Genomic DNA, 14,535 nt, shown 5'->3' with positions numbered 1-14,535 from the left:
TAGTTACCCTACTTTTAGGGACGGCAAAGATAGGTATTTCTCCTAAACCAGCAAGTGCATTTCATTTCTTACGCCCCGAATCGTCATTTTTTATCTCCCGCAAAACTTTTCCGGCTTAAATTTACTCATTATCCAACATACTAACCCTATGCGCTTTACCCTAATTATATCGCTACTATTCTGCATTACAAATACTTACAGCTTCGCACAAACATCCAAAACCCGCGTCTATCTGTTTCCGGGTCAGGGTTCGGATGCGCGGATTTTTAGCGAAATCGTGCTCGATTCAACCTTTGAGCGCATACCGGTTACCTACCCTGTTCCCGAAAAGGGAATGAGCTTACCCGAATATGCCCGGCTCATTGGCCCAAGCATCGACACTACCCGCCCGTATATATTTATAGGTGTATCGCTGGGCGGGATGATTTGTACCGAACTGGCTGAAACGATGCATCCGCAGCGGGTAATTATTATTTCGAGCGCCAAATGCCGCAGCGAATTACCGGTGCGCTATCGTTTTCAGCATCATGTAAAAATAAACCGGCTGGTGCCTCCCCGGCTGGTAAAAGGCGGTGCGCGCATCCTGCAACCCGTGGTAGAGCCCGACCGGCGGCACCGTGCCCGCACATTCAGGCAAATGCTGCGGGCCAAAAATCCGCTCTACCTTAAACGCACGGTTGATATGATTGTAAACTGGCAACGCACCACAGCCGATTCGTCCATCATTCACATTCATGGCAGCAACGACCATACCCTGCCAATCAGACACACCCGGGCCGACTATGTAATTGAAGGCGGTTCGCACATGATGACACTCACGCGCGGCAAGGAACTGAATGCGTTGCTGCTGGATATTCTGCGAAGCAGTCAGGCCGCAAGATGAAAACAATTGTTAACAGTTCGTCTTCATTAGCAGACAAATGATGCGAATAGTGTGAAATAAAATTATTTTCGCTTCATGGCTTTTTTCAAAGATCTCGGAATTGGGTTTTCGTCGCACATCAAAGCGATTGAGTTTATTGCCAAACATAACCTCTGGCTGTATTTTCTGTGGCCGCTGCTCATTGCTGTGGTAATGGGCGTGGCGGGCTTCTCGTCCACATTCTATCTGGGCGGACTTGTGGCCGACAAGATCATTGCGTTGATCGGGCTGAACGGGGAGTGGAGCGACTCGATGGACTGGCTGCGTGTCGGGCTTAGTTTTTTGATCAGCGGCATCTTCAAAGCATTGTTTATTTACTTATTCACCAGCATGCTCAAGTATATTGTGCTGATTATCTGTTCACCCATACTTGCGCTGCTGTCTGAGCGTATTGATGAGATTGTAACCGGCACTACCATTCCGTTTAATTTTGGTCAGCTGCTGCACGATATGCTTCGGGGCATTTTGATCACGTTGCGCAACATGTTTCTGGAACTGGCTATCTGGCTGGGGTGTTTGTTTGTGGTGTTTATTCCGTTGCTGGGTTGGGCACTTTACTGGCCGCTTCAGGCGTTTCAGGCAATTGTGGCCTGGTATTTCCTCGGTTTCAGCATGATGGATTATTCGTACGAGCGCCGCCGGATGAAAATAAGTGAGGGTGTGCGTTTTACGCGCAGGCACAAAGGCATAGCCATAGCCAATGGTTTCGTATTTTCGATATTGCTTTGGATTCCGTTTCTGGGTATCAGCATTGCGCCGGTGCTTTCGTGCGTGGCGGCTACGCTGGCGGTGCTTGAAGCAGCCAAAAACGATCAGCAGCAGGGGCAGGCGCACACGCTGCGCACAGTTTAACATTTATGCTGCATCTTTGTTAAACTGATATGCTGCGCATTTCTGCCGTTTCGTACCTCAACACCCGTCCGTTTTTACATGGTTTGCGCCAGGCTGCATTGCCCGGTGTGGAAATTACAGTTGATATTCCGGCCGAATGTGCACGAAAGCTGCGCAGCGGCGAAGCCGATATTGGTCTGGTTCCCGTAGCCACCATTCCGGCACTGCCCGAGGCGCATATTTTGCCGCACTGGTGTATTGGCGCCGAGGGTGCGGTTGAATCAGTGATGCTTTACAGCGAGGTGCCGCTGCACGAAATTGAAACCGTGCTGCTCGACTACCAGAGCCGTACCTCTGTAAACTTAGCCCGCGTACTGGCTGCCGAACATTGGCACATCAGTCCGCGCTGGCAGGCGGCCCGGCCCGGCTTCGAAACCGAAATAAAAGGTACTACAGCCGGCGTTGTGATCGGCGACCGCACTTTTAGTCTAAATCATACACACAACTACGAATACGACCTGGCCGCCGAGTGGAAAGCACTTACGGGCCTGCCGTTTGTGTTTGCCGCATGGGTAAGTAACAAACCGCTTGATGCCTCATTTACAAGCCGTTTTACTTCCGCCCTGCAGCTTGGTATTGCGCAAATGGACGAAGTAATCATTCACGCACAAAAAGATTATCCCGGTTTTGACATTGCGCACTACCTGAAAAACTGCATCAGCTATCCGTTTACCGAACAAAAGCAGCAAGCCCTCGAAATCTTCCTGCATAAGCTGACCAAGCTTCCGCATTTAGCGTAGAAAAGAGGAGTTACGGCAACAGCCAGATAAAAAACCGGCGTTTGCTTTTCCACTTAGCGACATACTGCTATATTTGTTTACATCCTCGCACTTATCCGAATCTATGAAGCACCTGTTACATCTTACCCTCGCCCTGTTTCTTTTGCTGCCCTTTTCATCAGGCGCACAATCTGTGGTAACCAAGAGCGCCGACGAAGTAAAACTCTTTGCCGCCTCGCAATCCTTTAATGGCGGCGATTATGTAAAAGCACTCAACCTTTATAAAGAAGTGCTCGCCAACAACCCGAACGACGCTTCCGTAATTTTCCACATCGGCGAGTGCTATTTCGCAATGGGCGAAACCGATCAGGCGCTCACACAATTTGAAAAAGCAAAATCAATAAACGCCGACGGTCACCCCGATATCCGTCTCATGCTCGGCCGTATTTACCAGATGCAGGGCAAACTCGACGAAGCCATTACCGAACTTACTGCCGCAAAATCGCGAAATACATCGCCCGCCAAAGGCAAGGAAATTGATTATTACCTCAATCAGTGCCAGACGGCAAAAACACTCATGGCCTCGCCAAAAAAAGTAACCGTTACCAATCCCGGCACCATCATCAACAGCGCATACGATGATAAACGTCCGTCGATTACGGCTGATGGCAAAACCATGATTTTCAATTCGCGCCGGCCCGGTGGCAAAACCTCTGAAAAAGACAAAGAAGGCGACAATAAATATTTCGAAGATATTTACCTGAGCACATGGGACTCAGCCGCTATGAAATGGGGCGCTGCCGATCTGGCTCCCGGCGCAATTAATACCGACGGACACGATGCCGCGTGCAGCATTTCGCCCGATGGTAAGCAGCTTTTCATTTATGTAAACAATGCCGATCAGGCACGCGGCGGCGATATTTATTTCTCCAAGCGCAACAACAACGGCAAATGGAGCAACCCGAAAAACATGGGCACCGGCATCAACACCAGCTACTTTGAAGACGGCGCCGTGCTTTCGCCCGATGGAAACACCATGTATTTCATGAGTGAACGCGGACAGGATCTGCCCTGGAAAGGACAGCGCGGAATGGGCCGCAGTGATATCTGGATGTGCAAACGCAAAAGCAAAAGCGAATGGGGCGACCCGGTGAACCTTGGTCCGCAGGTAAATACGGAATATGACGAAGGCGGCATTTATCCCGCGCCCGATGGCAAAACGCTTTACTTCTGCTCCAACGGCCACAGCACCATGGGCGGTTATGATATTTTTATGACACGTTTTGAAAACGGCCAGTGGACCACACCCGTAAACGTAGGCTACCCCATTAACACGCCGCACAACGAACGTATGTTCCTCATCTCTGCCGACGGCCGTTCTGCTTACGTGGACAGCGACCGCCCCGGCGGGCTCGGTGAACGCGACATCTGGATGGTGGACATGACTGAACTGCTGCCCAAGAAAAAAGAAGGCCCGATCATGAGTAATCTGCTTGGCTCCATTTACAACGGCGATGGTCTTTCCATGGCTGTAGAAGTGAAAGTATATGATGTAAACGGCAACCTCGTTACTTCGTCGGCTTCCACACCGCAAGGCAACTATAATGTAACCCTTGAAGGCGACCGCACCTATGAAATCCGCATTGAAATGCCGGGCTATAAAGTGGTTAAAGAAACCATCAGCCTTCCCGCCGATAAAGAAGGCGGTACTTTTGAAATGGTAAAACATTTTATTATTTATAAGGAATAAAGTGCTTATGCGAATAATTGAAAACGGCTTTCTTCGGGAAGCCGTTTTTGTTTTGTTCAAGTCACAGACTTGAACAACTTTTGCGGAAAGTTTATTTCCGGCAAAGCCGGAAGTAAACTTTCCGCAGCTACAGCTTCGCTGTAGCTGTGTAGCTGCATCCGGTTTACCTCGTCGAAGACGAGATAAACCGGATGCTTTCTTTGGAAAAGTTTGCAACTTTTCCAAAGAAACTACACTTATTCAAAACACCCGCACAGTTCTACAAGCGACCACTGAAACGAACATTTCCCAAAGTAGCTTCGTTTCATGCGCTGGCTACTCATAACACTTCTCCCCTTTTTGCTTGTACGCTGTGGCGAAGAACAGGCAACAACACAATCGCAATCCTCCACACCTGAGAAAATCCGGTTTGTCAATCCGAAGTGGAAGGATACACTTTATGTGACATTGCTTAGAGATTCTGTGCAAAGAACTTCCGGCTACCTGCTGGGCGGGGATACGTTTCTGGTGGACAGCAACAGCCGAATTGATTCCGCCGCACAATATATCCGCAATGCTTCTGTACAGGCATTTATTGAAACGTTTTGTGATACGGCAAACGAAAAGCCTATTTATCCTGCGCCTGTAAAGCGCGAAGAGATCGATCTTTTGGTTTGCAATGAAACATTTCTTAACGATCAATATCAATGGCTGATGATTGACTCGGAATATACAGTTGCACCAATCTGTTTTCAGGAAATACACCTGAATAACGACCGGAAAAAAGAGCTGGTTATTGAAATAATTCGTGACAGGCATTGGGAACATTTCTATATGATTTATCACAACGACGGAGAACGTTACACACTTGCAGGTACAGTTTCAGCCATCAACAGAAATTTTTGGCCGGCACCAATTGAACGAATTGAAAAATCAGATTACTGGGCCGTACCCAGCTTTGGCTGGGGAACAGGTTACACGGCAATTTATCACACCTATTATAAATTAATAAGTGGAATACCCATTCAGATGTCGGAACAAATTACTGTCGGTAACTCTCATTGGATATATGCAATGTCAGATAATGAGTTTTCAGCATCTACCGAAATAGACAGCGAAGTTTCTTTTTCGAACGACAATAAACTTAATATCACCTATAGCTATACTTTGAAATTCTCAGGAGATTCTGCTGAGTATATCATCATTAACAAGGCGCATTATCGTACAATTTATCAATTAAGCAAAACGAAAAATCGTTATGAAACGACTGACCTTTATATTACACGGGGAGAAACTGATGAAGATCCGGAAATAGAACTCACACCTGTTTTTGTTGACCAAATAGAGAGTCTAAAGAAAAAAGGGATGCCGCTTCAAAGACGGATGCTCAAAGAATTTCACAAAGCTAATTGGCTAATTGAGAACAAAACAAATAATGCTACAAAGAGTAGTACATCTAATTAATTTTTCTCAAACAAATAATGACTCACAAACCATTCCTCCCCTTTCTCAAAATTCCACAACTCGGCACAGGCCATATAAAACACGCGCCAGTACACCCACCATTTCGTCACGTTCTCTTTCCCATAAGTCTCTGCAAACAACGGCAAAATATCAGCCTTACGCGCATCCATATTCTTTAACCATGCTTCGGCTGTTTTACCATAATGCTCGCCGCTTACGCGCCAGTGTGAGGTTACGCGCAGGTGTTTGTTCCAGTAAAGCAGGTAATGGTCAGACGGCATCATGCCTCCGGTGAAGAAGTAGCGCGACATCCAATCGGTTTCGTCTTTCGCCTCGAAGAGATAGGTGTATGCTTTATGGGTGAAGATGTGTACGAAGAGTTTGCCGCCGGGTTTGAGCCAGCCGGAGATCCGTTCGAGGAGGAGGCCGTGGTTGCGCATGTGCTCAAACATTTCTACCGAAACCACGCGGTCGAACTGCGCGGATTCTGTGGCAAACACGTTCATGTCGGCAGTGATGATGGTGATGTTGGTGAGACCGCGTTGCGCAGCGGTGGCGTCAATGTATTGCTTTTGTGTGCGCGAGTTGGAGACAGCAGTGATTTTACTTTGCGGAAATTTGGCCGCCATGTAAAGTGTAAGCGAACCCCAGCCGCAGCCAAGTTCGAGAATATGCTGGCCGTTTTCGAGCTGTGCGCGCTGGCAGGTGAGTGCCAGCATGTCTTCTTCGGCCTGCGCCAGCGTGGTGGTGCCGGGTTTCCAGAAACCGCTGCTGTACTTGAGATGCGGGCCGAGGCAGTACTGATAAAAAGCAGTGGGCACTTCGTAGTGCTGCTCATTGGCGGCTTTGGTTTCTACGGCCACCGGGCTGCGCGAAAACTCTTCGAGCTGCTGCATGAAATGGGCATACTGCGCATCGGGCGTAGGACGCTTTTCATCGCGCAAACGCTGGCGCAGCAGTTTGCGAATGCCCGCGCGGATAAGCGCATCAGGCAAAAGATTCCGTTCAAGCAGACTGTCGATATTCATACACCGGCTTTTTTGGGCGGAAGCGGAATAAACTTGCTTACCCGCTGCTGATAGGCTTTGTACGCTTCGGGTTTCGAGCGCAGGTTTTGCTCCTCGTTCATGGGAATGCCCGTAACCCGCAGCAGCAGATATAGAATTATTGCCGGGCAAATAATGCTGATCCAGCCCCAGGGCGATGCACAGGCAAATACAAAATAGCCCAGCCAGATGCACCACTCGAAAAAATAATTCGGATGCCGCGACCAGCCCCAAAGGCCTGCGTCGCATACTTTGCCCTTGTTGGCTTTGTTGCTTTTGAACTTCTGCAGCTGCCTGTCGGCCACAGCCTCACCAAGAATAGCCAGCAACCAGATTGCAGCGCCCGTAATTTCGAGCGGATGAAAGGCTGCTGCAGGGTTCAGACTGGCCAGCAAAAAAGGCACCGAAAGCAATACATTCGACACGGCCTGCATCTGGTAAAACCAGAACAGCTTCGATTCAAAATTCGGCGCCCAGTCGGTACGCAGTTGCTTGTAACGCCCATCTTCTTCATGAATATGACCGAGTACACGTATATACAAATACGTGCCGAGGCGAATTCCCCACACCACTACCATCACCGCAATCAGCGCACGTCGTTCAAACCAGCCATCGCCCATTACAAAATAAATAACTGCAATAAGCGGAAAGTTGTACGACCACACAATATCTACCACGCCCGCATTGGCAATGCGTTTTTGCCAGAGCCACACCAGCCACATCACCACACAGCAGGCGGCTGTAGCTGCAAGAAGCATAAACAGAATTTGCATATCGAAGTGATTTATGCCGTGCGGCGGAGTTTGATAATATGAAGTACGTGCAGCAAGCGCATCACCGGCCAGGTAGGATCAACTTCAAACCACCGCTTGGCAAAGTTCGGACTGTTGGGGCTTTTGTGGTGATTGTTCTGCATGAGTTCGCCCATAAGCAGAAAATCAACCGGGAGCGAATTTTTGGAATGATCGTCATTATCGAAATTCGAATAACCGTATTTGTGCCCGCACCAGTTTACAATAGCCCCCTGCACCGGCCCGATCAGATAATGCACCGGAAGTAACAGAAACTGCCACCATGCCGTGGCGAAATACACATAAAACAATGTGTAAGCAATACCAAAACCAATGCGCACATCCCAGCGGTCAGATAATTTATCAAGCGCAGGCCATGTTGGATAATGACTGTTGAAGATGGGTTCAGGCTGCGTTTTATAGCGCACAAAATCATGGTAAATGCGTTTGGTTTTCATCATCAGCCCCCACACATCGCGTATAAAATGCGGCGAGTGCGGATCCTTATCTGTATCACTGTAGGCATGATGCATACGGTGCATAATGGCGTATGCACGCGGATTAAGGAACGACGATCCCTGAAGGATAAACGTAAACAGATAAAAAAAACGCTCCCAGCCTTTGCTCATCGAAAACATGCGGTGCGAGGCGTAACGATGCAGAAAAAATGTTTGGCAGAACAGCGACAGAAACCAGTGCGCTGCCAGAAAGAAGAAAACGGCCATTCTGATTGGTGATGCTATGCGAAAGATACGGTTTCCAGAACAGTTCGGTTTTTTTAAGCCGACAATCTTTCAACAGCAAATCACTCAAATAGTTGAATGACTTATCCATTAAACATCAAAACCATTGAAATACAACCTCATAAACAAGCTCCGAAACGCTCGTTCATGCAGTACATGACTACGTTAAAATAGGATCAGGGCGTTTTCCCCACTTCCAGGCCTGCCACACAATAAGTGAAGTGACCACACTTTCGAGCAAGGCGAGAAACACATAAAAAGCACGCCAGTGTGAAATGGAAACACTACCCACCAGCAATGTAAATAAGGTAAAAAACACAGCCACACCGATATTCAGTGCGCGCGATAAACGCGAAGGCAACAGCAGTGTGAGGAATATCATTAATGCAGGCAACGTAAGAAGTGCTGCCGCCAGAAAAAGTTTTTCAGGCGTGTTCAGCATATTATCGCCACTTAACAGGCCGGCCGTTTTATCCGGCACATACAATTCAAAATAATCGCCATAGATATATAAGAACATTACCGAAGTCCATAACGCCGACAGCTTGATACGGATGCTTACTTTCACTTCTTCCGGATGGTCATTCATACAGCCTGTTTTTTAAATCCTGAAAATCCTGCAACCAAAAGCCAGACACAGGTGCCTATTTCGGCCACGGCCGGAAGCAGTTTAATGTATTTTGACACACCCAGTTCAGCATAATGAACCAGAAGTGTGTGGCCGAAAAAATTGATAAGATGCCCTAAACCTCCGGCCACCAGCAACACACCAAGAAATTTGGGTGTAAAACCGGATTTGTAAAAAAGGTAACCGAGCGGCAGCAGCCAGCTCCCCCAGAAAAACAAGGAAAGCAGAATTCCGGTATCGTATAGCGAAAGTTGCTGCATGATCTGACCAGCAAACTGCGATACATCTCCCAGTGTTTCCCTTTGTTGTTCGAGAAGCGAAAGAACAGTATAACGGGTGGTAAGATTGGAAAAGGAAAGCGGAATACTGAGCAACGCAAGTACACACATGGCTTGAGCGGCATATTTATTTACCGTTTTGAAAAGGTGATAAAGCACAATGGGCAAAAACACAAATGCCGCATAACAAACAATCGCCGCGCCAATTCCCGACCTGAATAATGTTTCCTCTCCGCTGATCTGCTCAAATGTGGCTACTGGATTACTTCTATTGATGAGTTGTGAGGGAACATAAGCCAGTGCATACATTCCCGAAACAACCACAAGCAGATAGAGAATCCCGGCTGTTCGTAAAAGTGTTTTTCGTTCAGACATGGTGTGATGTTATCTTATGTGACGAATGAACGGGCCATTTGTTACAGCTTTTTTTCACAACACGGATACTAATGTTTAGGTTATGATTATGATTCAATACCGCTTGTAAAATGGGCAAGCTGGCTCAGGTTACAGGCCGCATTCGGGCGGCGCAAGGCCGCTACAACACAAACAACTAACTATCAAAAACTTAGCACTGAGCTTAAGTTCTTATCTTTGCATATGGACTACCAGAAACTGAAACGCCGCCCGTCGTATCCGTTTGAAACTATTGGGGTGGCGCTGGCATTCTCGCCGCGACTGGAAGGAGTGCTTGGCGAATCGTGGAAACTGGCGCAGGTGTTTGACGCACAGCTTCTGCTTATGCACATAGGTGAGCGCACCCGCACGAAGGAGGCAAGGCTCGACGAGCTCATAGATCGTTTAGGCATTGACGAGCAGCGTGTGCGTATTATCTGGAGCGAAGGCGATCCTGTATCCACACTGCTTGAACTTTGCAAACTGAACATTGTGGATTTGCTGGTGCTGGGCGCCATGCGCAAGGAAAACATGTTTCGTTTCTACCTCGGTTCAGTGGCACGCAGCATTTCGCGAAAAGCCAAATGTTCGGTGCTGTTGCTTACCGAGCCCAAAGCCGAAGGTTCTGTATTTAAAAAGCTTGTGGTGAATTCGGTGGAAAGTCCCAAAACCATTCACACCATCAACACCACCATTTACTTTGCCGAGCATGTGTGCAGCAAAGACATTGTGGTGGCTACCGAGGTTCATCAGCCCGGCTTGGCGATGACCATGGCCGGCAACAGCACCGCAGGTGAGGCGTCGAAAATTAAACGTGAGTTTACCGACGATGAAGCCAACCGCATGCACGCCATAGTGACCCGCTGCCGCAAGCAGGGCGACATAGAAATTACCGAGAAAATCATAAAAGGTAAACCCGGCTTTGCCATTCGGCAGTTTGCAGAAACCAAGAAGGCCGATTTGCTCGTGATCAACTCACCCGATGTAAAGTATGGTCTCATCGACCGCATCTTTACACACGATATGGAATACATACTCGAAGATCTTCCCTGCAACGTACTCATTGTTCACTCGCGTATTTCCTGATGCTGCTCCGGCAGCGCGTTTATGGCAAAACTCACCCACTCTGATCTGATTACGCTGCTGCTGGCCATCAGCACCATGCTTATTCTCTCGCGTATTCTGGCCGAGTTTGGTAAGCGATGGAAACTTCCAATGGTAATGGGCGAACTCATGGTAGGCATCATTCTCGGCCCTACTATTCTCGGCACTTTTGCACCCGGCATTTCGGCCTATCTTTTTCCGCTCAAAACAAACGAGCATGTATCCATTGCACTCGACGGCATTTTCAGCCTTTCGGTAATTATGCTGTTGTTTGTGGCGGGCATGGAAGTGCAGCTGGCCACCGTACTCAGGCAGGGCCGCGCCGCTATCAGCACGGGGCTTGGCAGTATGCTTTTGCCCTTTGCCACCGGCTTTGGTGTAGCCTGGTATTTTCCCGAATGGTTTGGTAGTGCGGCCGGCACACAAATGCATTTTCTCTTTGCCCTGTTTATGGGTACAGCCATGTCTATTTCCGCGCTGCCTGTTATTGCGCGCATTCTTATGGACATGAACCTGTTCCGCACCAACATCGGTATGATCATTATTGCCTCTGCCATGTTCAACGACCTGGTGGGCTGGCTTATTTTTTCGTTCATCCTTTCTGTTGGCGGCATGGGGGGGGCAAAGGGCGATGTGGGTTATACCATTTTGTACATCCTCTCCTTTGGTGCGTTTATGCTGTTTATTGGCCGGCGCATTATTGACAGGGTACTGCCCTGGGTGCAAACCCGTTTATCGTGGCCGGGCGGCGTGCTGGCGCTTAGTCTGGGGCTTTGCCTGCTTTGCGCGGCTTTTACCGAAAGTATCGGGCTGCACGCCATTCTGGGTGCGTTTATTGCCGGCATTGCCATTGGTGATTCGGTTCACCTGCGCGAACAGGCGCGCGAAATTATTCACCAGTTTGTAACCAATTTCTTTGCGCCGTTATTCTTTGTGTCAATCGGTCTCAAGGTAAATTTCGTGGAGCATTTCGATTGGCTGATTGTGGGCGTGGTGCTGGTAATTGCGTTTATCGGAAAAGTAATTGGCGCCGGCGCCGGCGCACGAATCGGGGGGCTGTCTAAGCGCAATGCAATAGCCGTGGGCTTTGGACTCAATGCGCGCGGCGCAATGGAAATTATACTGGGTAAACTGGCATTTGAAGCCGGACTCATTTCGCAACCTGTGTTTGTGGCGCTGGTTGTAATGGCACTCATTACCAGCATTGCCAGCGGCCCGCTCATGCGCAGGTTTGTGGATGAAGTGAGTGTGCCCAACGCAAAAGCATAGCGCATAATTGCACAAAAATTTCAGACACATTGTCTATGATCCACCTCAGCGTAAACATCAATAAAATTGCCACTTTGCGAAACAGTCGCGGAGGTCACATACCCGATCCGGTGAAAGCAGCCGCAGATTGTGAACGCTTTGGCGCAAATGGCATCACCGTGCATCCCCGCCCCGATGAACGCCACATCCGCTACGCCGACGTCAGGGCCATTCGTCCGCTCATCACCACCGAGTTCAACATTGAAGGCAACCCGCGCGAGCAAAAGTTCATCGACCTTGTGCTCGAAACACGCCCGCATCAGGTTACGCTTGTGCCCGATACGCTGGGCCAGCTTACCTCCGATCATGGCTGGGACACGCACGCCCACCGCGATTACCTGCGCGAAATTATTGCGCTGTTCAGGCAGCATGGCATACGCACCAGCATCTTTGTAAATGCCGACGAAAAAATGGTGGAGGGCGCCGCCGAAACCGGCACTGATCGTATTGAGCTTTACACCGAAAGCTACGCCCACCACTACACCGAAAACCGCGAAGCGGCTATTGCCCCGTTTGTTAAAGCCGCTCAACGTGCACAGCAGCTTGGGCTGGGCATTAACGCCGGGCACGATCTTAACCTGCAAAACCTGCGCTACTTTGCCCAACACATTCCCGCATTGCAGGAAGTTTCAATTGGTCACGCACTCATTGCCGACGCCCTGTATTTCGGGCTCGAAAATGTGGTAATGATGTATCAGCGCGAATTGGGGAAGTAACCCGCCTAAACCGCACATTTGGAGGCCTGTTTCCGTTTGGGAGCAGGCTTTTTTTTGAAGGAGGAATTGAAAGACAGCGTGGGATCTCCGGTATAGAAGGGTGGCTCAGGAGGAGCATCAAGCCCAAGTGCAAGGGCTTCAAGACGTGCAGAGGTGATTTCGTGGAAGACCTCGATGCAAATCTGGTAAAGGCATTTGCCTTCCTGTGCACAGATAAGTTTGGCCTGTTCAAGCGCACGGTTAAGCGTTGCGGCCTCAACGCGCGTAAAAGCCTTGTAGCCGGTGTAAGGATTAGTGCAGGTATGGAAATTGGTAACCGGAGTAAAACCAATATTATTAAGGTGTTGCTCCCTGACAAATGCAACTACATCATTCAAGCCCTTCAACCACATCCCCAAATATAATTCCTATTTCACCCTTTCGTCCTCCCCAACACAAAAAAAGCCACCTTTTTACGAGGTGGCCTTTCCATTTACTGTTTCTTCTTTAATCCATATTTATCCTGATACTTTTCAGCCATTTCAGTCTGTTCGTTTCTCAAATCCAGCCTCCTGCCCTGAATCCATGCGGCGCGCACATGATTACCACGCATGTCAAGTGCATCACCATCAGACACAAACAACGTGGCGTCTTTGCCCGGTTCGAGTGAACCACATTGCGCATCAACACCTAGTATTTTCGCACTGCTGAGCGTAACCGACATCAGTGCTTCTTCTTTCGAAAGTCCCCACGCGGCGGCCGTACCGGCAAGGAAAGGTAAATTTCGTGTGCCATGTGCTTCCTGATCACCGGCGTTCTGGAGACAGAAAAGCACACCGGCTTTCATAAGTTGTGACGGTGTTTTGTATGACTGGTTCACATCATCGCCATCGGTTTGGGGCAAACTGTGTACGCGCCCGAGCATTACGGGTATCGAAGCCGCCTTTAATTCTGCAGTACACATCCAGCTGTCGGCACCGCCCACAATAACCATGCGTTTGAGACCGAATTTCTGTGCAAATGCAACCGCTTCGGTAATTTCCTTCACATAGTCGGCGTGAATGTAAATGGCTTTGCTACCGTTGAATACGCCACGCATGGCTTCATAGCGCAAATTCTTTTCGGGCTGTGCTGGCACCGAACAATATACTTTAGCCTCGGTAAAAAACTGTTCCAGTTCGTGGCGCTGATCGAGATAACGCTTGCTGCGCTCGTATCCGCCGGGACCTTGCTCTGTCCAGTTGTAGGAAATATATGACGGCCAGTTAATGTGTATGCCATCATCCGCTTTATGTACAGCATCCTCCCAATTCCACCCGTCGAGATGCATCACGCTTGATGTACCCGAAATCCGGCCACCGCGCGGCGTTACCTGTGCCATTAACACACCATTGGTACGCACGGTGGGAATAATTTTCGAATCGGTATTCCAGGCAATCAGTGAGCGGACATGCGGATTGTAGCCACCTACTTCATACTGATCGTTGGATGCGCGCACAGCCTCCACTTCGGTAAGTCCGAGTGTGGAATTAGGCGCAATGAGACCGGGATAAAGATGTTTGCCCGAACAGTCGGCCACGGTATCCCAAGCCGAACGGTCGATGCGTACCGTGCGTGCATCGCCCACAAGTTCTATTTTCCCATTACGGAAACCGATTACCGAATTTTCAATCACGGTGCCGTTGCCAATATGTGCCACACCATTCATGAGCAAAATACTTTTGGTTTGCGGTTTGCCTGGAACGGGTTTCTGCGCCAGTGCAGGTAAAGCTGCCATCAGCGCAAATGAGAGAGAGAGAAGTGAAATACGTTTCATACGTGAGG

The 14,535-nt window shown here is 49.0% G+C and carries 15 protein-coding genes; 8 read left to right on the top strand and 7 right to left on the bottom strand.

What is annotated here, in order from left to right:
• The first annotated feature begins 148 nt into the window (after nt 1–148).
• The 5 genes from IM638_16590 to IM638_16570 all read left to right on the top strand — a co-directional run bounded on the left by IM638_16590 (nt 149) and on the right by IM638_16570 (nt 5,725).
• Nucleotides 149–883, top strand: coding sequence for an alpha/beta hydrolase (locus IM638_16590; GenBank protein MCA6364654.1), 735 nt, complete (start codon nt 149–151; stop codon nt 881–883).
• 75 nt (nt 884–958) lie between these two features.
• Entirely contained in the window at nt 959–1,774 is an 816-nt protein-coding gene (locus IM638_16585) for an EI24 domain-containing protein (GenBank protein MCA6364653.1), read from the top strand.
• A gap of 29 nt (nt 1,775–1,803) precedes the next feature.
• Nucleotides 1,804–2,553 carry a menaquinone biosynthesis protein gene (locus tag IM638_16580; GenBank protein ID MCA6364652.1) on the top strand — a complete coding sequence of 250 codons (750 nt, stop codon included), beginning with the start codon at nt 1,804–1,806 and terminating at the stop codon, nt 2,551–2,553.
• A 103-nt stretch (nt 2,554–2,656) separates the two neighbouring features.
• Nucleotides 2,657–4,282: a PD40 domain-containing protein gene (locus IM638_16575; protein ID MCA6364651.1), complete on the top strand. Its 1,626-nt coding sequence runs from the start codon at nt 2,657–2,659 to the stop codon at nt 4,280–4,282.
• A gap of 306 nt (nt 4,283–4,588) precedes the next feature.
• Nucleotides 4,589–5,725 (top strand): hypothetical protein, encoded by a 1,137-nt coding sequence (locus tag IM638_16570; GenBank protein ID MCA6364650.1) that lies wholly within the window; start codon nt 4,589–4,591, stop codon nt 5,723–5,725.
• Here the strand turns inward: IM638_16570 and IM638_16565 are convergent.
• The 5 genes from IM638_16565 to IM638_16545 form a co-directional block, all read right to left on the bottom strand.
• Nucleotides 5,722–6,753 carry a class I SAM-dependent methyltransferase gene (locus tag IM638_16565; GenBank protein MCA6364649.1) on the bottom strand — a complete coding sequence of 344 codons (1,032 nt, stop codon included), beginning with the start codon at nt 6,751–6,753 and terminating at the stop codon, nt 5,722–5,724. The two genes, IM638_16570 and IM638_16565, sit on opposite strands and share 4 nt — an antisense overlap.
• Complete coding sequence (locus tag IM638_16560) at nt 6,750–7,544, bottom strand: DUF1295 domain-containing protein (protein MCA6364648.1); 795 nt, start codon at nt 7,542–7,544, stop codon at nt 6,750–6,752. Before IM638_16560 ends, IM638_16565 begins: the two co-directional genes overlap by 4 nt.
• A gap of 11 nt (nt 7,545–7,555) precedes the next feature.
• Complete coding sequence (locus tag IM638_16555; GenBank protein ID MCA6364647.1) at nt 7,556–8,287, bottom strand: acyl-CoA desaturase; 732 nt, start codon at nt 8,285–8,287, stop codon at nt 7,556–7,558.
• Nucleotides 8,288–8,465: 178 nt separating this feature from the next.
• Nucleotides 8,466–8,894 carry a hypothetical protein gene (locus IM638_16550; GenBank protein ID MCA6364646.1) on the bottom strand — a complete coding sequence of 143 codons (429 nt, stop codon included), beginning with the start codon at nt 8,892–8,894 and terminating at the stop codon, nt 8,466–8,468.
• The gene (locus IM638_16545; GenBank protein ID MCA6364645.1) at nt 8,891–9,586 is read right to left on the bottom strand and encodes a DUF4386 domain-containing protein; all 696 of its coding nucleotides are present in this window, start codon (nt 9,584–9,586) and stop codon (nt 8,891–8,893) included. Before IM638_16545 ends, IM638_16550 begins: the two co-directional genes overlap by 4 nt.
• A gap of 222 nt (nt 9,587–9,808) precedes the next feature.
• Between IM638_16545 and IM638_16540 the strand changes: the two genes are divergently transcribed.
• From IM638_16540 to IM638_16530, 3 genes are read left to right on the top strand one after another with little or no spacing between them, the layout of a single operon-like run.
• Nucleotides 9,809–10,690 carry a universal stress protein gene (locus IM638_16540; GenBank protein ID MCA6364644.1) on the top strand — a complete coding sequence of 294 codons (882 nt, stop codon included), beginning with the start codon at nt 9,809–9,811 and terminating at the stop codon, nt 10,688–10,690.
• 21 nt (nt 10,691–10,711) lie between these two features.
• Nucleotides 10,712–11,977, top strand: a complete 1,266-nt coding sequence (locus IM638_16535) for a cation:proton antiporter (protein MCA6364643.1) — start codon at nt 10,712–10,714, stop codon at nt 11,975–11,977.
• Nucleotides 11,978–12,012: 35 nt separating this feature from the next.
• Nucleotides 12,013–12,732 carry a pyridoxine 5'-phosphate synthase gene (locus IM638_16530; GenBank protein ID MCA6364642.1) on the top strand — a complete coding sequence of 240 codons (720 nt, stop codon included), beginning with the start codon at nt 12,013–12,015 and terminating at the stop codon, nt 12,730–12,732.
• Between the two features lie 5 nt (nt 12,733–12,737).
• Here IM638_16530 and IM638_16525 read toward each other — a convergent pair whose 3' ends face one another.
• Both IM638_16525 and IM638_16520 read right to left on the bottom strand, forming a co-directional pair.
• Nucleotides 12,738–13,124: a hypothetical protein gene (locus IM638_16525; protein MCA6364641.1), complete on the bottom strand. Its 387-nt coding sequence runs from the start codon at nt 13,122–13,124 to the stop codon at nt 12,738–12,740.
• An 80-nt stretch (nt 13,125–13,204) separates the two neighbouring features.
• A complete protein-coding gene (locus tag IM638_16520) occupies nt 13,205–14,527 on the bottom strand; it encodes an amidohydrolase family protein (protein MCA6364640.1) in 1,323 nt (440 codons plus the stop codon).
• Nucleotides 14,528–14,535: the final 8 nt, after the last annotated feature.

The organism is Bacteroidota bacterium, from assembly GCA_020402865.1.
Taxonomy (GTDB): Bacteria; Bacteroidota; Bacteroidia; order Palsa-965; family Palsa-965.
This window is presented reverse-complemented; position numbering and strand designations above follow the sequence as displayed.

Bases quoted from the DNA above. Each gene is read 5' to 3' on its own strand.
- IM638_16545 (MCA6364645.1), bottom strand. From the start codon at position 9,586: ATGTCTGAACGAAAAACACTTTTACGAACAGCCGGGATTCTCTATCTG.
- IM638_16575 (MCA6364651.1), top strand. From the start codon at position 2,657: ATGAAGCACCTGTTACATCTTACCCTCGCCCTGTTTCTTTTGCTGCCC.
- IM638_16580 (MCA6364652.1), top strand. From the start codon at position 1,804: ATGCTGCGCATTTCTGCCGTTTCGTACCTCAACACCCGTCCGTTTTTA.
- IM638_16520 (MCA6364640.1), bottom strand. From the start codon at position 14,527: ATGAAACGTATTTCACTTCTCTCTCTCTCATTTGCGCTGATGGCAGCT.
- IM638_16590 (MCA6364654.1), top strand. From the start codon at position 149: ATGCGCTTTACCCTAATTATATCGCTACTATTCTGCATTACAAATACT.
- IM638_16530 (MCA6364642.1), top strand. From the start codon at position 12,013: ATGATCCACCTCAGCGTAAACATCAATAAAATTGCCACTTTGCGAAAC.
- IM638_16585 (MCA6364653.1), top strand. From the start codon at position 959: ATGGCTTTTTTCAAAGATCTCGGAATTGGGTTTTCGTCGCACATCAAA.
- IM638_16540 (MCA6364644.1), top strand. From the start codon at position 9,809: ATGGACTACCAGAAACTGAAACGCCGCCCGTCGTATCCGTTTGAAACT.
- IM638_16560 (MCA6364648.1), bottom strand. From the start codon at position 7,544: ATGCAAATTCTGTTTATGCTTCTTGCAGCTACAGCCGCCTGCTGTGTG.
- IM638_16535 (MCA6364643.1), top strand. From the start codon at position 10,712: ATGGCAAAACTCACCCACTCTGATCTGATTACGCTGCTGCTGGCCATC.
- IM638_16570 (MCA6364650.1), top strand. From the start codon at position 4,589: ATGCGCTGGCTACTCATAACACTTCTCCCCTTTTTGCTTGTACGCTGT.
- IM638_16555 (MCA6364647.1), bottom strand. From the start codon at position 8,287: ATGGCCGTTTTCTTCTTTCTGGCAGCGCACTGGTTTCTGTCGCTGTTC.
- IM638_16525 (MCA6364641.1), bottom strand. From the start codon at position 13,124: ATGTGGTTGAAGGGCTTGAATGATGTAGTTGCATTTGTCAGGGAGCAA.
- IM638_16565 (MCA6364649.1), bottom strand. From the start codon at position 6,753: ATGAATATCGACAGTCTGCTTGAACGGAATCTTTTGCCTGATGCGCTT.
- IM638_16550 (MCA6364646.1), bottom strand. From the start codon at position 8,894: ATGAATGACCATCCGGAAGAAGTGAAAGTAAGCATCCGTATCAAGCTG.